This window comes from Celerinatantimonas sediminis, from assembly GCF_046054195.1.
Classification (GTDB): domain Bacteria; phylum Pseudomonadota; class Gammaproteobacteria; order Enterobacterales; family Celerinatantimonadaceae; genus Celerinatantimonas.
The window spans coordinates 154,298-174,000 of the sequence record NZ_JBEQCS010000006.1; the positions used below are offsets into that span (position 1 = coordinate 154,298).

Sequence of the window (19,703 nt, forward strand, 5' to 3'; positions counted from 1 at the left end):
CATGGCAAGTGCGTATATTTTATGCAAACAAACACAAAATCAGTAATTTTTTAGATGAGAGCATTTACAAAGTCTGCCCACCCGGATAATATGCGCCTGCACTCGTGGAGGGGTTCCCGAGCGGCCAAAGGGAGCAGACTGTAAATCTGCCGCGAAAGCTTCGATGGTTCGAATCCGTCCCCCTCCACCATTTCTCCTTCTTGTTATCAATTCCTTCTTATGTTCTATTCTTGTAACTCGCAACAAGACTCATGCATTGGCATAAAATGCGCAGTAGCTTCAATCGCGATTTTCTGGTTAGCCAGCTGTAACGTCGAGCGCATTTGGTGTACTCCATGGCGAAAACTCACCTCGCTGGCAAATAATTCAACCCATTGATTTACCAAAACACTTTGATGAAAACGTAGCTTAAGAGAGCCCGTCACTGCCATGATATTGCGCTCTAATAGGTGATGAGTCATCACTGCATCAAGCAATGTGCTGGCAACACCGCCATGGAGAATTCCTTCATATCCTTGATACTCAGATTCAACAAAGAAACGGCTATGAATACAATCTTTATCAAGCCAATCGAAATTGAGCGCCAAGGATGGAATTAAATGACGCTCAGAGCAAGCGATGCAATGTTGATGAGATTTTATAACCTGCACACCGACGTTCCTTAATGGTGAGAACAGTGGCAATGTCCGCAGCCATGGTGATGTTCATGCTCAGCACATGTTTGCTTGGCTCCGCAGCCATCGGAACATGAATGCTTTTGCGCAAATTTTACAGACTCTCTGCCTTGACTAACTTCTGTCAAAGCGGTGGCGACTTGCTCCCAATGTTGCTGATACTGAGCCAAGTCTTGAGCTGCCAACGGCCCTTTTAATTGCCAGACAGAAATGGATTTATCCAACAAACGAGAAAGCATACGCTGGCCAATTTGCCGAACTAAAACGGTTGAAACCCCAAAATCGACAAGCCTTTCAACAATGAGCTGATGCCCTGCACAATCATCGTTGGTCGATGGGTTAGTAAATGCGATATGGTTTTGACTGTCATCAAGATCCCAACAACAAAAATCGCCTGCTTTACAAAAGTGGTTCGCAACCATGTCTTTTTGAAACGGAAATGCAATTTTCATCTTTTGCTCCTTAATAGTTAGCATATGCTAAATATTAAGCATTTATTTGGCATATGCCAAATAAAACAGTTCCATCAAAACTACAAAATTGGATCTTTATGATGCGGATCAATCATCAAGGCTTTACCATTTAGCAAGCAATCGGTGACTTTAAAGCGAGCTGACTTCACAAGATTAGCCAACGTTTGCCGCGAAATATTCATCTCACTTGCGGCCTCTTGTTGTTGAAGGCCCTGCCAATCGACCAAGCGCATTGCTTCAAACTCATCAGCTTCTAAAATTTGCCTTGCCAACTGAGCCATCGGGACACCATTGGGTTTAAAGCAGCTATTGGCTGCTCGTCCGCATATTTTTCGTGGGATCTTAGTTCTGCCCATACTGCCTCATCTGGTTAAACGCTTCTTTTGCCCCAGTATAACCATTTACCAGCACCCAGACAGCAGCTCTTATCAGCTTGCCCAAAAGATGTGTCAGTTTCATGGCAATTCAATGAACAAATAATCTGTATCTAATTGGAATCACCTTTAAGTGGTTTAACGCTCTGCTACGTTTAAAGGCAACTCACATCTATAACCATCTAACTAGAATGACTGAGCGCCTGATCCCAATATGGATTATTAGAAAATCGCTCTAGCAAAAAATCCATAAAGACACGAGCCCGACGTGATTGGTAGCGCATATTCGGATAGACCAACCAAGCATCAAGGCTCGCTGGTTGATAATCGCTTAAAATATTGACCAGCTGACCTGTGACAACCGCCTGCCAACAGATAAAAGTTGGCAACATCGCAATGCCTCGCCCAGCAATCGCTAAGTCTCGCAAAATTTCGCCATTATCAGCGCTAAACATTGCCTGGTAGTCAACCGTTTCACATTGCTCTTCTTGATACAGTTGCCAGCGCGTGCTTTGCTGGAAACTGTAATGGAGAATATTCTGCCTTGCTAAATCATGGGGTGAGTTAATCGGCCCATGCTGACTAAGATACTCAGGGCTTGCCACCAGCATAAAACGAATCGGTGTGAGATAACGCGCTTTAAGGCTTGAGTCTTTTAATCGAGCGATACGAAGAGCAACATCAATGCCCTCTTCAACCAGATGATGCTGGCTATCAGACAAGCTCAAATGCAACTGAATATTGGGATATTTCTTTGCAAATTCACTCACCGCAGCCGACAGGTGTAACGTTCCAAAACTAACCGGTGCTGCGACATGTAAAGGGCCCGCTACCTGAGAGCCATCTTGGCGAGTTTGCTGATTGAGCCGTTCTACTTCATCGATAATCCCTAAGCTTTGCTGATAATAGTGTCGCCCAACATCGGTGAGCGTAATTCGCCGGGTTGTTCGTTTGGCAAGTACAATTGCTAAATTCTTTTCTAATTCAGATAACTGCCGACTCACCATTGATTTGGCCATATTAAGCTGTCTTGCCGCTTCGCTAATCGAACCGGCTTCAACAACTCGTACAAAAATTTTCATCTGTTCAATCTGGCCCATTTAGACCTCGTTTATTGTTCTTAATTTAGCAACAATGATTTGCTAAAAAGCTTATTTATCTTAAAAAAGATTATAGTTAAGCTCTTGGTAAATCAAAACAGAATTTGAGGAAGACCATGAGTCAAGAACGTACAATTACCAAAGTGGTTCCCGGCCAACCAACCAGTGATGGTGCCGGCGTAAAATTAACACGCATGATTGGAACGGCTCAACTTGATCATCTCGACCCGTTTTTAATGCTAGATTGCTTTGAATCTGATAAACCGGACGATTATCTGGCAGGTTTTCCAAGTCATCCGCATCGCGGTTTTGAAACGGTCACTTACATCATGAATGGCCGAATGCGCCACAAAGACAGCCAAGGCCATGAAGGCGTTATTGAAGAAGGTGGCGTTCAATGGATGACCGCAGGACGAGGCGTTGTTCACTCAGAAATGCCTGAGCAAAAAGAAGGATTGCTCAAAGGATTTCAGCTGTGGGTCAACTTGCCTGCTAAAGATAAAATGTGCCAGCCACATTATCAAGAACACAGCAGTGATGAAATTCCTCGTGACATCGATGAAAATGGCAACATTATTCGAGTGATTGCCGGGAAAAGTGCCAAAGGAACCAAAGGGCCGATTCAAACAGCGCAGACTCAGGCCAGTTATTTTGATATTTCAATGGTTGCCGGAAACACTCTAGCTCTGCCCATCCCAAGCGATCACGCAGGATTTATCTACACAGTTAGCGGTGATGTAACGGTTGTGGGGAGTGACTATCAAGTTAAAGCCTATCATTTAGGTGTGTTAAGTGAGGGCGAGCAGTTAACACTTGAAGCTAAAACCGATTCGAGATTACTGGTTATCACAGGTAAACCGATTCGTGAGCCCATCGCATGGGGCGGCCCTTTTGTGATGAATACTCGTGAAGAAGTTTATCAGGCGTTTGAAGATTTTCGCGCTAACCGCTTTTAAGCCAATTAAGGAGGCTCTATGGGACGTTTAATCAATGGTCAATGGCATGATCAATGGTACAACACAGCAGAAAACCAAGGCCACTTTAAACGTAGCGAAGCACAATTTAGAAACTGGGTCACAACCGATGGTAGTGCCGGACCTAGTGGTGTGGGCGGATTTAAAGCCCAACCAGGTCGCTACCATCTCTATATTTCACATGCTTGTCCTTGGGCGAATCGGACGATGATTTTTCGCCAGCTCAAAGGCCTTAATGAACTGATTGATGTATCGGTCGTCAACTGGTTTATGGCCGAAAATGGCTGGACATTTGCACCAGGGCCAGATGTTACAGGCGATAAGCTGTATGCGCTTGATTACCTCTATCAGCTTTATTTAAAAGCTGACCCAAATTACAGTGGCCGTGTGACAGTCCCAGTACTTTGGGATACCGAGCGCCAAACCATTGTGTCTAATGAATCAGCCGATATTATTCGCATGTTTAATAGTGCGTTTGATGAAGTCGGTGCTAAAGCGGGTGATTATTATCCAACAGCACTTCGCGCTGACATTGACGCGCTCAACACACTGATTTATGACACAGTCAACAATGGCGTTTATAAAGCAGGCTTTGCGACCACTCAGCAAGCTTATGAGGATTCGGTGTATCCGTTATTTAAAACGCTTGACCAACTTGAGACAAGGTTAGCAACGAATCGCTATCTGCTTGGCGACACACTAACCGAAGCTGACTGGCGTTTGTTTACCACACTGATTCGCTTCGATGCGGTTTACTATGGTCATTTTAAATGTAATATTCGCCGGATTAGTGATTACCCAAATCTATTTGGATACTTAAAAGAGCTCTATCAAATGGATGGCATCGCCCAAACGATTCACTTTAACCATATTAAAGGCCATTACTATCAAAGCCACGATATGATTAACCCAACACGAATTGTTCCGGTTGGCCCCAAAATCGACTTAAATGCCCCTCATAATCGCCAGCAAATAAGTGCTTAAATAACGCATAAAGCCATCGTTCAATAACGGTGGCTTTTTCTTAAAATCAGGGCGTTGCGTTCTAACCAATAGATGATAGGGTAATGGTACTCAATTATAACTATCAAAAATCATGCTCAAACATACCATCATCCGCCAAACTGATTTTTTAAAAGTGCCATGGAAAAATGGCCAAGGCTATACCTACGAAATCGACAAATTAACGCAACCGGATAACCACGACGAATTTCTATGGCGCTTATCCATTGCAGAAGTCAACAAAAGTGGCCCCTTCTCACGCTTTGACAATTACCTACGCAATATTTCGATTTTAAGTGGCGATAGCATGACGCTTAATGTCGATGGTAATGACAGCCCTGAGCTTAAGGCGTTTGAAGCTTTCGCATTTACTGGTAAAGCAGATACCTATTGCACGCTGCACGGCAGTGCACTGCGTGACTTTAATGTTATTTATGACCCGCGATATGCTGTGACTGTCAGCTGGCTAGAGGGTGAACATCTTGATATGGCACTGGATGAGGGAACACTTTATTTCATCATCGCTGCCAATGCGCCAATCCAAGTCCAAAATGATGAACTAAATACTCAATTAGAATGTTGGGATCTGGTAAAACTTATCCCCGCCGAAAAGAGCAATATTCAAATAACGGCGCTTCAACCAAGCCAGCCATGCATCTGTGGCATTATCGCGATTACGCCTTCTAAATAGCAATTAAAAGTCGGTCAGCCATGAACAACTGGCCGACAAAAGTACCTTCTAATCATTCAACGCTTTTGCCATACGCTCAAGCGCCTTGGCAAGCAGTGAACGAGGACAGGCAATATTAAGGCGAATAAAGCCCTCACCGTTGTCCACAAACATCGGCCCATCTTCTAATACCACACCTGCATTTTTAGCAAAGAAAAATGCCCAGCTTTCATCTTTAGCCAACCGCTCGCGATAGCCGTTTAAATCAACCCAAGCCAAATACGTTGCCTCAGGTTTAGTAAACTTCGCTAATGGTAATTTAGATAGAATGAACTCAGCCATGAGGTCCAAATTGCCATCTAAGTATTTTTTCAACCCTTCTAGCCAATCTTCGGCTTTTTCATAGGCAGCTTTTGCAGCTGCGACACTCAATGGTGAGTGCATATCGGCATAACGATTTTTCCAGCGCGCAAGGACGAGCGAGTCACGAATGAAAATATGTGACACCAAATTACCGGCTAGGTTAAAAGTTTTACTCGGCGCGGTGCAGATAATCAGCTTTTGGTAATCCGGCAAAATATTAGCCATCGAGTGATGCTGCATCCCACTTCGCAACAAATCACAATGGATTTCATCAGCAATAATCCAAATATCGTGCTGAACACAAATCTTGGCGAGTCGAGTCAGCTCCTCTTCAGACCACACTCGACCGGTTGGGTTATGCGGATTACATAAAATAAATAGCGAAATATTATTTTGTGGCGCGGCTATTTTTGCCTCGAGATCCGCAAAGTCCATTTCATAATGGCCATCGTTATTAAGCAAAGCAGAATATAGAACGCGCCGTTTGTTGTAATCACCAGCCACCTTAAATGGCGTATACGAAGGCGTACTGATAAGAATCGACTCATCATCTTTAGTAATGAGCGGGACTAACTGTTTAAGCGCAGGAACAACCCCTGGAGAAAAAACCATTTTCGAAGTATCAATCTCAACCCCATAACGACGCTGGAACCAACTTTTAAGCACAGCATAATAATTTGGATCATAGACTTGAGTGTAACCTAAGATCTTCTTATCTATACGCGCTCTAATTGCATCAAGCACAACTTCTGGTGTGGCAAAATCCATATCCGCAACCCACATGCGAATATAACCTATATCATCAAAAGCAAAATGTTCGCTCTGGCGTTTTTTAAATATTCGAGCTCGCCAACCATCAACACTCACACTATTGGTATTTTCTCGGTCAATGATTTCATCAAAGTTGTATTGCATAATCCCTCGATCGTTGTATCTGTTTATCCGTCACTCCAGAATAACGCGATTAGCGATAACTCACTTAGATTTAAACTCATAAGTTTCTAATCTTTATAAATTTCCCTCAGATCAGCCTAATTCTTAAGCTGTTATGAACCTTGGGGGTTCACTCTGTGCGGATAAATTCGTATACTCTGGGCCTTGCTTTATCAGTGTCCCCTTAGTTCAGTTGGATAGAACAAGGACCTCCTAAGTCTTAGACGTGAGTTCAAATCTCGCAGGGGACGCCATCTTTTTATCTCTCATATTTAATTTTGATAAAAAAATACCCGAAACACTGTTCGGGCATTTTATCAAAAGGCCAACTATCGACCTTTAGCAATGAAGATTACGCATCAGCATGTTTACCTGATACAGACTGAGAAGTACCTTGTGAACCGCTAGTATGAGTACCTGAAGACATGTTAACAACGTGGAAGTCAGGATATGAATTCGCACCATGTTCTGAGTAATCAAGACCAGCCATTTCTTCTTCTTTAGTCACACGCATGCCGATAACAACATCGATAACTTTAAAGACAATCAGACCGACGATGAATGCCCATAAGAAGCAAGCGATGACACCAACTGCCTGAACACCAACGACGCTCCATGAGAAACCGCCTTTATCGAAGATACCTGCAGCCAGAGTCCCCCATGCACCACAAACACCGTGCACAGAAACCGCACCAACAGGATCGTCCACTTTAATGCGATCAAAGAACAGTACAGATACAACCACCAAGACACCTGCAATCAGACCAATGATAACCGCAGACAGAGGCGTAACGTTGGCACACCCTGCAGTAATGGCAACAAGACCTGCCAAAGCACCGTTAAGAGTCATACCGACATCACTCTTACCGTAACGCATCCAGGTATAAGCCATTGATGCAATCGATGCAGCAGCCGCAGCCAAAGTTGTTGTAACAGCAATCTCAGCGATAGATGTATCACCCGTTGTTGTTGAACCTGGGTTGAATCCATACCAACCAAACCACAGTAAAAATACGCCTAAACCAGCTAGCGGAATATTATGACCAGGGATTGCTTTAGCTTTACCGTTTTTATCAAATTTACCAAGACGAGGACCAACCACAATTGCACCCGCCAGAGCTAACCAACCGCCCATAGAGTGAACCACACTTGAACCTGCAAAATCGATAAAGCCTAAGTTTTCAAGCCAGCCACCGCCGTGGTAGAGACTACCCCAAGCCCAGCTACCGAAAACAGGATAAATCACAGCTGAAACAGCAACAGAATAAATTAAGTAAGCGCTAAATTTAGTTCGTTCAGCAACAGCACCAGAAATAATCGTTGCCGCAGTTGCACAGAACACAACCTGGAACATCCAGAATGCATAGTTCCAAGCTTCACCATCACCACTTGCGCCACTAAAGAAGAAGTCGGTTGTTCCGAAAACTCCGTTAGAAACACCAAACATCAACCCAAAACCAATTGCCCAAAACGCTAGAGAACCGATACAAAAGTCCATCACGTTTTTCATTAAAATGTTGGCAGCATTTTTTGCTCGGCACATGCCTATTTCCACCAGTGCAAAACCTGCTTGCATGATGAAAACCAAAAAGGCAGCGACCAACGTCCACACAAAGTTCAAATGATTTTGTACAGCAGTAGCCGTGACGGGGGTATCAGCGAATGCGATAGCAGGGGCACCTGCCAACAAGCCAATCATTAGCGCTGAAGACAATCTCTTCATGGTTCAATCTCCTTTGTTAACCCAAAAATCCCTAACGCCAAAAAATAAGGGTACTAATTACACTCATTGTTTATTTTTAAGGTTTAAAACATTGAGTTTTAATACATCTCTGGTCACACAAGATGCACTGAAGCGTCCTAAATCAAGCGTACATAAAGTTATCTGTATCACTTTGTTTATTAACGATTGCATAGACCATTCCAACAATTTTTATAAATATCATTTAGACATATAAATCAATCAATTACGCCTAATTCAAGGGGGCTAACTGGGAATCACTTACAGCATGGTTGCAAATTCAAAAAAACCACGCACCACGATGGATCTGTTTTGTTTGAATATGCATTAATTTGGGGCGGTTTTTATTCACACATAAACGCCTTCAGCGCTTGGTTTATGCGTTGTTGCTGATAAATTTCATGCAACTAAAACCAACATCTATCCGTGCGTCTTTTCCCAACTAACTGAATAATCATTAATTAGTACATATTTTGAACGCGCCAATCGCAGCAAGCAGACAATGACACAGAAGAGGAGAATAAGCAGAACAATCGCGACTGACTCATCATGAGGCAATGAAGAACGATCAATTATGATGCTAAAATGCCAGACAATGATCGCATATATCACATAACCCCCTAATCAGGCATAGATGACGCATTGTCTGGCCAACCCATTTATATTTTAAAACGAGCCAAGGTATTTTGAATATCGAGCGTTAAACTTCGCACCTGCTCGGCTTGTATTGCAGTTTGTTCCGTACACTGAGCACTTACATTAGCACTTTGTCCAATCGATGCTATCTCTTCAACCACAGCTTGGGTCGCATAAACCTCTTTATCACACATTTGCCGCATTAAGGTGAGCAGCTGACTAATTGCCGTTATCAGCTGATGAGTTTGCTGAACGCTATCACGCATCTGTTCGATGTGTTGCTGGCTAAGATTCACCTGCTCTTTACCTTGAGCCATCTTCGTTTGGGTCTGCTCACTCCCATCGACTAACGAGTTAATATTGCTCTGAATTTGTTCAGTTGATTGTTGCGTCTGAACCGCAAGTTGGCGCACTTCATCGGCAACGACTGCAAAACCACGGCCATATTCACCGGCGCGAGCCGCTTCAATTGCCGCATTGAGCGATAACAGATTGGTACGCTCAGCAATTTCATTAATCACTGCCAATACTTGAATCATTTGCTGGCTATCAGAGGCTAATGCGAGCATTTGTTCTGAGACCGAATCGACTTGGCGCACCAGCGCACTCATCGACTCTTCCGTGGCACTTGAAAGTTGTTTTCCCAATGTTGAGGCTTGCTCAATATCATCTGCTGAACCAGATGCTGATTGAACATGCTCTGAGAGCTCTTGAACTTGAATCGAAACGCCTTCAATATGTTCTGAGATATCTTGAACTGAACGTTGTTGCTCGTTAACTTGGCTCTTGGCATTTTGGGCCAACTGAGTTAGCTCATTGGCCGCACTATCCAGTTTGCGGCCATATTCACCAATTCCCGCTACGGTCTTTTGCAACATAATGATGAACTCATTGAACGCCGCCCCTAGCTGGGCAATTTCATCTTTACCACGCACGGCTAAACGTTTAGTCAGATCGCCCTCGCCTTCGGCGATATCGCGCATTGCACGCAACATTATTAGAATAGGCCGACGGATGAGCATAATAATGAGTGCACTTAAAATAAGCGCGACGGCTAAAATAATAATGGCTAAAGATAAGCTAACCGTTGTCGCTCGAGTTAATAAAGATGACGCTGCTGCACTGGTATTTTTAAGTCGGGTCCACATTGCCTGCTGCGCTTCTTGAGCCTGTGTCACCACTTTTTCGGCAGTTGGCGTCACTTGCTCATTGAGTAATTTATTGTTTGTTTTTAAAGCTGCAAACAATTTACTCGCATCACTACGATAATGGTTAAAATCATCGCTCACCTCTTTAATCCAGCGTTTGTGCTGTTCTCGCGTTAAACCTACTTTTAGATCAAATAACGCATTATCAGCGCCATATAACTCAAGGTAGTAGCGATCAAGGCTCCGGCGGTGATGTTGATTCACATATTGCATCAGCGCAATCGATGCGCCTTGTAAGTGGTTAGCAAAACGTACCGCGAGTTGGGGTAATTGGCCCGCGTTAACCACATCCAGTGTCGCTTCAATTTTAGCCAGTGACTCAAGCGCCTCAGGCTCCCATTTGTTCAGCAATTTTTGCTCTAACAGAGCGATTTTGTGTTGATTGGGGAGTTGTTTGGTGATGAATAAATCATCTAATGCCTTACTGTTTTGCACAAGTTGCGAGGCACTTGGAAACTGTTGTAAATGTTCACTCTTAAGCAGCTGTTCGTTGCTCTGTTGAAGTTTTTTATATTGATCCGCTAATTGCTGGTTTTTTTGACCACTGGATTTTGACTGAACAACTAAACGCTGCAATGTATTAATAGCAAGCTCTGAGGCTACTTTAGCCCCCGGTTCAACAACCTGAGTGAATAGTTCTACCTGCTGAGCAATACGACTCAATGAGTAAATATTTAATCCTACCATTAACGCCATCAGCAAAATGACTAACAGTGGAATTAATGCAATTTTTTGTGCCAGAGTTAACTTATTCATCCTGCGCACCTTTGTCTTGAAGCATTCCTAGTAGCAATGAGCGAAGCTCAGTGAGCTGCATATAGATTTGATTGGTATCGAGTGTTTCACTTGAAGAGGAGCTTGGCGCGGCTTTTAACTGCAATGTCGTAAGCGAGCGATGTATCTCGGCATGAATATTTAACACCGTGTCAGCAACCATTTTAAGAGTAGAGTCACTAGCTGGAAAGCGCGTCGGCGTTGTTGCATCGGTGCCTAATTGACGAAATAATCGCTCCACCAGATAGAAACACTGATAAGCCATTAAGTTTGCATCCGTTGCATCCCTATCTTTGACCTGCTCCGCTGGTTTTAATTGAAATGGCAACTGATGCGCTGCTGCTATTGCTTTTAATCCAGCCTGAATTGCCACCAAATCTGATGATATCTGTGCACTTGCATTAAACTTTACTAAACCATCAAACAACGATTCAGCGACCAGAAGCTGACTATAAACATCGTTGGCGCTTTTGCCCAAAGGCCGCTCGGGCATAGTCGGCTCTTTGGCTGACTGGGTCAGTTTAATAATGCTTGATAACTGAGCCGATAAGGTAGTTAATGCGGGCATGACCTGAAACGGCCGATAAACCTGATAAATAAGTTCTTGTGGATGGGTAATTTGCAGATTGTTCTGGCTTTGTAACAGACCTGCCAGAGTAATAAGTTCATTCGTTTTTAAAATAATCGATGTTGCAAGCTTGCCAGAAACAATTGGGGTTTCGATCTTTGGATTATCTAACCCTTTGGTTGTTCTAATCACTTTAATTTGTTCAATGATATATTCACTTTGTTGATAAAGGCTATTTTGATTCACAATGGCTGCATGTACGACCGCTGTGCTTGCGATAAAACACAGTGTGACCCAAATCGGCCAGAAAAATTTTCTCATGGCACCGTCCTAATTGGTTTTACATCTGACATAGGCGTAATACTTACCACCGCTATATCAGGTTCTGTTAACCTCCATTAGTAGTTAACAAAGTATAAGACGCAATTTTTATACCATGCACAGAAACGGCCAATTTAATGGGCGATTTATAACCAATCGGGTGTTGCATCCTAGTAATGACAAGCGATTAGATAAAATCTGATGCCATCAAAAAATGATCCTGCAAATGGATGTTTATCGCATTGCACTAAGATAGAACATTCATTTACCAATAACAGGGATTAAAAAGCCTTTTATATACATTAAATTGGAATTTCTAATATTTCATTTTGCAATTGGGATTATTTCACTATTTTCATCTTATTAAGGCCTTCAAATGAAAATAGCTCATAGCGTTTAGCGCTAAGAGACTAGATACAACAAAACCAGACTCTCATTCATCATAGAGTCTGGTTGATTAATTGAATAAAGCCGTTTATCCGCGCCCAACAAATGGCATTTCATTGGCCATAATGGTCATATTAAAGACATTGGTTGAAATAGGCAGCGACGCTATCATCGTAATCGCTGCAGCTACGTCATCAACATTCATCATACTTTCTGATTGAATACTTCCATCTGCCTGCAAAACGCCTTTTTTCATTCGATTAGATAGCGATGTTTCAGCATTACCGATGTTAATCTGCCCGCAAGCAATATTAAATTTTCGACAATCCAGTGAAATAGCTTTGGTCAACCCAGTAATCGCATGCTTGGAGGCCGTATAAGGAGCAGTATAGAGCCGCGGAGTCATCGCTGAAATTGAGGCATTATTGACAATTCGCCCCCCCATTGGCTGTTGGGACTTCATTAATTTGATGGCCTGCTGCGCGCACAAAAAGCTAGCGTGCACGTTGACATCAAAAACTCGTTTCCACTCTTCAAACGCAATCTCTTCAACCGAAACCGCAGGACTATTATTTCCAGCGTTATTAAACAGTAAATCCAACCGATTAAACCGCTTTTTAATTGTTTTAAAAAGCTCAGCAACTGCTTGCGGGTCGGTCAAATCGGCCGCCATAGCGATGAAACGCTCAGGATCAAAGCCTTCGGCAGCTTTTGCTAACTGCTCTTGATTTCGAGCGACGATAACGACGGTATAACCTATCTTATACAATGCACTGGCAGCGGCGAATCCAATGCCTTTGCTGCCTCCGGTGACTAACGCAATAGAATGAGTCATGTTTATTCTCCCGATTACAAAAGGCGCGTAGCCACTTTAATAACCGTTTTTCTAACGCTCTGAGGACTTTCTATTTGATATAAAGCCCGGTGAACTTCTTCTGGGAAAACAATCAAAAAGTTACCTGGATTGAGCGTAAAAAGATTATCGCTTTGAACCGATTCACTATCGAAGAAAATCGTATCGCGAGCAGGTCGCATATCTTCATTAATGTGAAACTGGCCTTTATCAAACGAAACACCAATACGCTCTTGGCCTGAAATCAAAAAATGAATATCAACGTATTCTCGATGCGCTTCAAGACGACAGTTTTCCAATGGTTTGGTATCGCGTTCGACAACACTAAAAAAGACACCTTCTTGAATGCAATGTTCTTCGTCTAAGTTAAATTTAGTTAGGTCTTTATCAGATAAATAGTTTACGACTCGTTTAAAAATTGGATGAAGTGTGCTCATCTGAGTTTCACTAATTGTATGAATATCACCAAAGATCATAATAAGTTACCCGCATGTGAATTGAATTATCGGCACTGGCCTAAAAGCTTTAAGCCAGTTGCCCTGAGAGAGGAAAAATAGCTTCGACGACAACTACACAACTTGAGTCAAAACTGGTTTATCCGCAAAGTACGCACACAAATTGTCATAAACTAAATCAGCCATCGCATTAAACGTATCGGTCGTACTACTGGCAATGTGCGGTGTGGTTACGACGTTTTCCATTTCTTTAAGAACATCTGGTACATGTGGTTCATGGGCATAAACATCCATTGCCGCTCCTGCAATCACTTTATTGGTTAAAGCTTCGATTAAATCGTCTTCATTGACCGTTGAACCACGAGAAATACTAATTAAGAAACCTTTGTCGCCTAAAGCCGTGAACACGTCTTTATTAATGAGGCCTCGCGTTTTATCACCACCTGGCAGTGTAAGCACCAAAAAGTCTGAAGCTTTGGCAAGATCAATGAGTGAATCATGTTGAGTGAATCCGGCTTTTGCAGGTTTGCCTGGGTCATAAAAATGAATATCCATATCAAACGCGCTAGCACGTTTGGCAACTTCTGAACCGATATTTCCCAGTCCAACGATGCCACAGACTTTCCCGCTGATTTTGGTTCCCATAGCAAAGCGCCCTTCACTTTCCCAGCGCCCAGCTTTAACGTAACGGTCAGCTTCGCAAATGCGTCGGCCAACGCTTAACAGCAACGCCATCCCGATGTCAGCTACACACTTATTTAAAACGCCGGGAGTATTGGTAACAATGATTCCGCGCTCTTTGGCATGGTTAATATCAATGGGGTCATAGCCAACACCATTACTGGCAACAATTTTTAAATTAGCGAATTTATCCATCAACTCTTTGGATGCCCCCATAACAGGATTACCGCTAGTTACAATCGCCTGAATTGAATCGCCATGTTCTTTATAGAACTGCTCTTTGTCTGCTATCTCCCACAGACGATATGCATTAAAGGTTGATTCAACGTTGTTCATCAATCTTTCGCTTAGTTTGCCAACAATTACGACTTCTATATCTTTCATGTTCATTTGAGAATTCCTTGCTAAAAAAGTTAGATACGGCTTACCACAAACCCAGCACTTTCCACCAAACGGAGCCCATGCCAACCCAGATAATGAGGAAGATAGCCATTGCAAACACCCCGAGTTTCCACCACGTTGTCTGCTTGATATATCCCGAACCAAAGAAAATAACCGCAGGACCATTGCCATAGTGAGCCAACACAGCCATCAGGTTATCTAAAAACATGAAGGTTAAAGCAGCGAGCATAGGAGGCGCACCAACGCCAACCGCAACGGTTAACAGAGCGACGAACATAGCCACAATATGGGTGGTCATCCCGGTAAACAGATAGTGGGTATAACAGTAGAAAACAGCAAGTAATACCAATGCCCACGGCCAAGGAATACCAGAAAACATGACCGATAGGTTTTGTGAAAACCACTGGAATAGGCCTAATTTACCCATACCATTGGCCAGAGAAAGCATTGCGCCTAACCAAATAAAGGTATCGAATGCTGAATATTGTTGTAGACAGTCATTCCAATTAATAACGCCAGTTAACAACATCACCGATACAGCCAAAATTGCGATAGCGGTTGGACTCACGCCAGTGATAGAAGAAGTACTCCAAGCCAATAAAGACAGAATAAAAATTATTGCTGTAATCAGCTCAGCGGGCTTCATTTTTCCCATCTCTTTGAGCTTTTCTGCCGCCATTGTTTTTGCTTGTGGCGTTTTTTTCGTTTCAGGTGGATAGAAGTAATAAAGATATAATGGGAAAAACAGGTATGAAACAACAGCAGGAAGTAAAGCCGCCAGTGTCCATAAACCCCAACCGATATGAATGCCAACGGTAGTTAAAACTAACGATGCTAAAAGAGGATTTGAAGCACTTGATGTCATAAACATGGCTGATGATGTAGAGTTTGAGTAAAACGTTGACATCATCAAAAACGAGCCGATTTTACGTGGATTTTTATCTGGATAGCAGTCAAACCCCTCAACCACTGATTTCACAATGGGATAAATAATCCCACCGGCTCTTGCTGTATTGGATGGTGTTGCTGGCGCAATAATAATGTCAGCTAATCCCAACACATAAGCCAAACGCAGCGAACTGGCCCCCATATACTTAATTAATACATATGCAATTCGGCTACCCAGTCCAGTTTTAACAAAACTGGCTGAGTATAAAAATGCAATTAAAATCAACCAAGCAACGGTAGTTTGATATCCGTGCAAAATGCCATCAATTGGCATTACCCCAGTCACAGAGGCAACTCCTAAGGCCAACAGAGACATCACACTAAACGGATACGGCTGCATTATGAATCCAACAACGGTTGCGATAAATAATGCTAATACATGCCATGCTTGTGGGGATATTCCTTGAGGCTGCGGAATAAACCAAATAATCGCCCCTATTGCGACTACAATAATTAGCTTCGTAATCTTATTCATTATGGTATTCCATCTAATTGTAAGGTACTTGAGTTAGGGTATCGGCAATTAAATAGGGGCGTATACAGAAAGAAGCATTAATAGAAAGGGTGTTTTTTGTGCAGATGACCAAAAATAGGTTAATTTAATATTTGTATGTAACAAAGATCACAAATATTCATTTTTTAAGCGTGATTTAAACTTGTTATACAACATAATTTAAAAATTCACATAATTAACATGAGAAATATTTTTATAACATATAAATAAATACTAACATATTGAAATTATTGTGTTTTTTGTTTTTATAAATATTCTGATATAGCTCACAAAACATATTTATATGTGAGCCATGTAGAATAAAAAACGATAAAAATTATTTTTTATTACATAAAATTAACTTTATTCAAAACCAACAAATACAATTTATTTAATGATCCAAATAAAGCAATTTACTGACAATTTTATTATAATAGGTCTAGATGAAAATAATTAAAACCATTTTTTAGATTTAAAAAGTGTCAGAATAAGTCCCGCTATAATAATCAATAAAACACTAACGACAGCAAATCCTAATGAGCTTTGTCCGCCTGGAATTCCACCGACATTAATCCCTAAAAGACCTGTAATAAAACTTAATGGGAGGAAAATAGCTGCGATCAGCGACATAACATACATGCGCTGGTTCATCTGGTCTGAAACCTGACTGGTAAGCTCTTCTTGAGCAACAATTGCGCGTTCTCGAATCGCATCCAACTCTTCAACAAAACGTACTAAACGATCGGTACATTCTTGCAATTGAGGGCGACTATCCTCATCAATCCAGCTGCGTCTTTCAGTGGCAAGTTTTGCTAAAGCCTCGCGCTGCGGACCAAGATAGCGACGCAATTTAATACTGCGCCGCCGTAATGCCATTAAATCGCCCCTTAGGCGCTGCGCATTCTCATCAATAAGTGTTTCTTCAAGCTCACCCATCTGCTCTTCAAGCTCTTCAACAACTGTATCAATACGGCTCAACAACAAGTCGCTGATCTGGGCCAAAAAGTCACTGGTACTAATCGGCCCTTCACCGCTTTTTAAAGCGCTAATGATATCGCTAACCGACATCAACTTACGCCAACGCGTTGTTAAAATACGTTCACGAGTGGCAAGGATCCGCAGCGAAACCATATCTTCAGGCTCGGCGCCTTCTGCTAAATTAACCCCACGTAAAAATACCAATGATTGCTGAGCACTAAAGTGGGTGACACGAGGACGAGTATCTTCATCTAACAAAGCGGTACTTAAAACTTCATCAATGCCACTTTCATTGACTAACCATTGCCGACCCGCTTCGTTAGCGCAATCGATGTGCAACCATAGCAGCCCTTGTTCGGGCTGCCAGTTTTGGATCTGCTCAATATCCAGTGATTGAGCGCCGCCTTGCCCATCAAACAATAATGCACAGATGAAAATATCACTCGAAGTTTCCATTCAACCCGCTTTTTTGCATGTAAGTCATTGAATTAACTTTGGCAAATTTTCATTATTATGCAAGTTTAAATTGATCCATCCGTCTTAATTGCTGTTCAGAACGAGCTTTTAACGCCACGCTTCCTTCTTGCTGTATCGAAGCATCGTTATCAGCTTGCTGGCTTAAATGCACAATTTGCTGCGAGTGTTCAGTGACCTCATTGACCACTGCTAACGCTTGACGAGCCTGATCCATAATCTGCTCGCTATATTGTTGCGTGGTAATAAGCTGCTCTGCAATCGATTGCAACGTTAGGTCATTATGATTGACCTGTTCAACACATTCACTCGTCATCTGCTGACCCTCTTGGATCATCTGGACACTTTTTTCTGACTGAGATTGCAGTTGTTGAATCACTTGTAAAATCTCTTGAGTTGAACTTTGTGTCTGGGTTGCCAAATGCCGCACTTGCTCTGCAACCACCGCAAAGCCACGGCCATGTTCGCCTGCTCGCGCCGCTTCAATGGCAGCATTTAAAGCCAAAAGATTAGTTTGCTCTGAGATATTCTCAATAACATCAACAATTGAGCCGATATCTTGACTACGAGTTTGTAATTCGCTCATATGACCGACCATATCCATCATCATCTCTTGAAGCTGGTTGGTCATCGACAATGTTTGTTGAATGGCCTGTCGTCCTTGGCTTGTCTGTTCACTCACCTTCGCCACTAACTCACCAGAGGCATCGGCCTGCTGCGACACTTCACGAACCTGTTCGGCCATAAGCTGCATGTTATTGGCAACAGTTTCAGTTTTTTGCGACTGACTCGACATCAACTTGCGGGTGTGATCACTTGCTTGAACGCCATGTTCAGCTTGTTTTTCAAGTTCGCTAGCATCATCAATAATGGAGTGAACAATCTGATTTAACTGGGTGGTCAGCTCATTTAATTGAGTGGATATTTGACCAAATTCATCCATCCGCTTAACCGTTAACTGTTCGCTGTAATCACCGGCAACCATACGTTGAATATGACCAAGGGTGCTTTTAAGTGGGCCACGAATACTCGAAATAAGGTTAAAGCCGACCAAAATAGCCAAAATTAATGAAACAATGACGCCCGCCACCATTAACCACCGCGAGCTTTCAACATTGCTTTGGGTCTGCTGGGCAACATTGGAACTGATTTGACTCAAATGTTGATGGGCCTGATTCACAATTGCTAAAGACTTGTCGATCACCTGATTTAATTGGCTAAATAAAGCTGCCTGTTGCGTGGTTAACGTCCCAACCTGCTTCATTTTTCCAATCAAACCAGCATCGGAATTTAAGTTTTGTAATGACTTAATATAGGGTGCTAAATCATCGCTCGCCTGGCCCACATTCGTTTTAAGCTGACTATATTTACTATTAAAAGATTTGATATATGAACTAATGACGGTCAGCTCTTGTTTAACTTTTTGTGGATCGCTTTCATAAAACGCTTTATTAAGCGTCTGTTGGATGGAAACCCCCGAACTCATTAACGATAATGTCAGCCAACGCTGTGATGAATCAACAGTATCATTCACCGATTGCGCATCGTCTTTGAAATAGGCCCAATCAGAAAGATAACTTTGATGCAGCTGCTGCACCTGTTGTTTATCAGCCAGCCACTGTTCATGCAAGCTCATAAGCTGTTCAGCAATTGAGAAGACTTTATCAGCAAGTGGTTGAATATCACTCAGCGGTTGCTGCATGACAGGATAAGGTTTGGCATTATCTACTAAAGATTGAATCGTGCTTTGGTAGAGATTTTTCAGTTTATCGTGGCGCGCTTTAAGTTGTTGTCGCTGTTTTGCTTGATCTGAATTGGTATAAAGACCCACTAAACGCGATGAACTAAGCAATATACCCGAGAGTTGGTTGGTTTTTTCGGTCATGGGTAGCAACCGATGAACAACGATATTTTCCTGATTAGTGATATGAGAAACTGTCCGTTGGCCGATCCAAGCCACTGAGCAAATTAATACAAAGAGTACTGCAAATCCAATAAGCATCCTTGTTACGACTGATAACTTCATAAAGATCCCTTAATCTATATTCCTTTAAATAATTGCATTTTTATATATCGTTATTTCATGCTGCAATGAAGTGTGCCTATGGCTTGTAACACCGTTTAGCGCTATCTGGCTCTGACTATTTATCATTATTTTGGGTTAATCTGCAAGCAACTTTATGGTGATAAACAGGTTATCGACAGCGCTTTGAATAGCTTA

The 19,703-nt window shown here is 42.4% G+C and carries 17 protein-coding genes and 2 tRNA genes; 5 read left to right on the plus strand and 14 right to left on the minus strand.

The genetic code is table 11. From position 1 onward, the window contains the following. Positions 1-106: 106 nt before the first annotated feature. A tRNA-Tyr gene (locus ABTQ23_RS09455) sits at positions 107-190 on the plus strand. A gap of 34 nt (positions 191-224) precedes the next feature. Here ABTQ23_RS09455 and ABTQ23_RS09460 read toward each other — a convergent pair. The 4 genes from ABTQ23_RS09460 to ABTQ23_RS09475 all read right to left on the minus strand — a co-directional run bounded on the left by ABTQ23_RS09460 (position 225) and on the right by ABTQ23_RS09475 (position 2,621). Beyond that, entirely contained in the window at positions 225-650 is a 426-nt protein-coding gene (locus ABTQ23_RS09460; protein ID WP_408615463.1) for a PaaI family thioesterase, read from the minus strand. 11 nt (positions 651-661) lie between these two features. Continuing rightward, positions 662-1,126: a NifB/NifX family molybdenum-iron cluster-binding protein gene (locus ABTQ23_RS09465; protein WP_408615464.1), complete on the minus strand. Its 465-nt coding sequence runs from the start codon at positions 1,124-1,126 to the stop codon at positions 662-664. Positions 1,127-1,206: 80 nt separating this feature from the next. Continuing rightward, positions 1,207-1,503 (minus strand): DUF134 domain-containing protein, encoded by a 297-nt coding sequence (locus tag ABTQ23_RS09470; RefSeq protein ID WP_408615465.1) that lies wholly within the window; start codon positions 1,501-1,503, stop codon positions 1,207-1,209. A gap of 200 nt (positions 1,504-1,703) precedes the next feature. Next, positions 1,704-2,621 carry a LysR family transcriptional regulator gene (locus tag ABTQ23_RS09475; protein ID WP_408615466.1) on the minus strand — a complete coding sequence of 306 codons (918 nt, stop codon included), beginning with the start codon at positions 2,619-2,621 and terminating at the stop codon, positions 1,704-1,706. Between the two features lie 116 nt (positions 2,622-2,737). On the opposite strand from ABTQ23_RS09475, the gene ABTQ23_RS09480 reads away from it, so the two are divergent. From ABTQ23_RS09480 to ABTQ23_RS09490, 3 genes are all read left to right on the plus strand, one after another. Beyond that, complete coding sequence (locus ABTQ23_RS09480; protein WP_408615467.1) at positions 2,738-3,577, plus strand: pirin family protein; 840 nt, start codon at positions 2,738-2,740, stop codon at positions 3,575-3,577. Between the two features lie 18 nt (positions 3,578-3,595). Continuing rightward, positions 3,596-4,579 (plus strand): glutathione S-transferase family protein, encoded by a 984-nt coding sequence (locus ABTQ23_RS09485; protein WP_408615468.1) that lies wholly within the window; start codon positions 3,596-3,598, stop codon positions 4,577-4,579. A 112-nt stretch (positions 4,580-4,691) separates the two neighbouring features. Beyond that, positions 4,692-5,288 (plus strand): HutD/Ves family protein, encoded by a 597-nt coding sequence (locus ABTQ23_RS09490; protein ID WP_408615469.1) that lies wholly within the window; start codon positions 4,692-4,694, stop codon positions 5,286-5,288. A 48-nt stretch (positions 5,289-5,336) separates the two neighbouring features. Here ABTQ23_RS09490 and ABTQ23_RS09495 read toward each other — a convergent pair whose 3' ends face one another. Next, entirely contained in the window at positions 5,337-6,545 is a 1,209-nt protein-coding gene (locus tag ABTQ23_RS09495; RefSeq protein ID WP_408615470.1) for a MalY/PatB family protein, read from the minus strand. Positions 6,546-6,741: 196 nt separating this feature from the next. On the opposite strand from ABTQ23_RS09495, the gene ABTQ23_RS09500 reads away from it, so the two are divergent. Then, positions 6,742-6,817: transfer RNA gene (locus ABTQ23_RS09500), tRNA-Arg, on the plus strand. 98 nt (positions 6,818-6,915) lie between these two features. Here the strand turns inward: ABTQ23_RS09500 and ABTQ23_RS09505 are convergent. The 9 genes from ABTQ23_RS09505 to ABTQ23_RS09545 form a co-directional block, all read right to left on the minus strand. Next, complete coding sequence (locus ABTQ23_RS09505) at positions 6,916-8,286, minus strand: ammonium transporter (RefSeq protein ID WP_408615471.1); 1,371 nt, start codon at positions 8,284-8,286, stop codon at positions 6,916-6,918. Positions 8,287-8,963: 677 nt separating this feature from the next. Continuing rightward, positions 8,964-10,904, minus strand: coding sequence for a methyl-accepting chemotaxis protein (locus ABTQ23_RS09510; RefSeq protein WP_408615472.1), 1,941 nt, complete (start codon positions 10,902-10,904; stop codon positions 8,964-8,966). Then, on the minus strand, positions 10,897-11,811 hold the full coding sequence (locus ABTQ23_RS09515; RefSeq protein WP_408615473.1) for a hypothetical protein: 915 nt from the start codon (positions 11,809-11,811) through the stop codon (positions 10,897-10,899). Before ABTQ23_RS09515 ends, ABTQ23_RS09510 begins: the two co-directional genes overlap by 8 nt. Positions 11,812-12,286: 475 nt before the next feature. Next, positions 12,287-13,033: an SDR family oxidoreductase gene (locus ABTQ23_RS09520; RefSeq protein ID WP_408615474.1), complete on the minus strand. Its 747-nt coding sequence runs from the start codon at positions 13,031-13,033 to the stop codon at positions 12,287-12,289. Positions 13,034-13,047: 14 nt separating this feature from the next. Continuing rightward, complete coding sequence (locus ABTQ23_RS09525) at positions 13,048-13,527, minus strand: NanQ anomerase/TabA/YiaL family protein (RefSeq protein WP_408615475.1); 480 nt, start codon at positions 13,525-13,527, stop codon at positions 13,048-13,050. Between the two features lie 93 nt (positions 13,528-13,620). Further along, entirely contained in the window at positions 13,621-14,577 is a 957-nt protein-coding gene (locus ABTQ23_RS09530) for a 2-hydroxyacid dehydrogenase (protein ID WP_408615476.1), read from the minus strand. Between the two features lie 34 nt (positions 14,578-14,611). After that, entirely contained in the window at positions 14,612-16,012 is a 1,401-nt protein-coding gene (locus ABTQ23_RS09535) for a DASS family sodium-coupled anion symporter (RefSeq protein WP_408615477.1), read from the minus strand. 471 nt (positions 16,013-16,483) lie between these two features. Beyond that, positions 16,484-17,464 carry a zinc transporter ZntB gene (locus tag ABTQ23_RS09540; RefSeq protein WP_408615478.1) on the minus strand — a complete coding sequence of 327 codons (981 nt, stop codon included), beginning with the start codon at positions 17,462-17,464 and terminating at the stop codon, positions 16,484-16,486. A gap of 55 nt (positions 17,465-17,519) precedes the next feature. Further along, on the minus strand, positions 17,520-19,508 hold the full coding sequence (locus ABTQ23_RS09545; RefSeq protein ID WP_408615479.1) for a methyl-accepting chemotaxis protein: 1,989 nt from the start codon (positions 19,506-19,508) through the stop codon (positions 17,520-17,522). Positions 19,509-19,703: the final 195 nt, after the last annotated feature.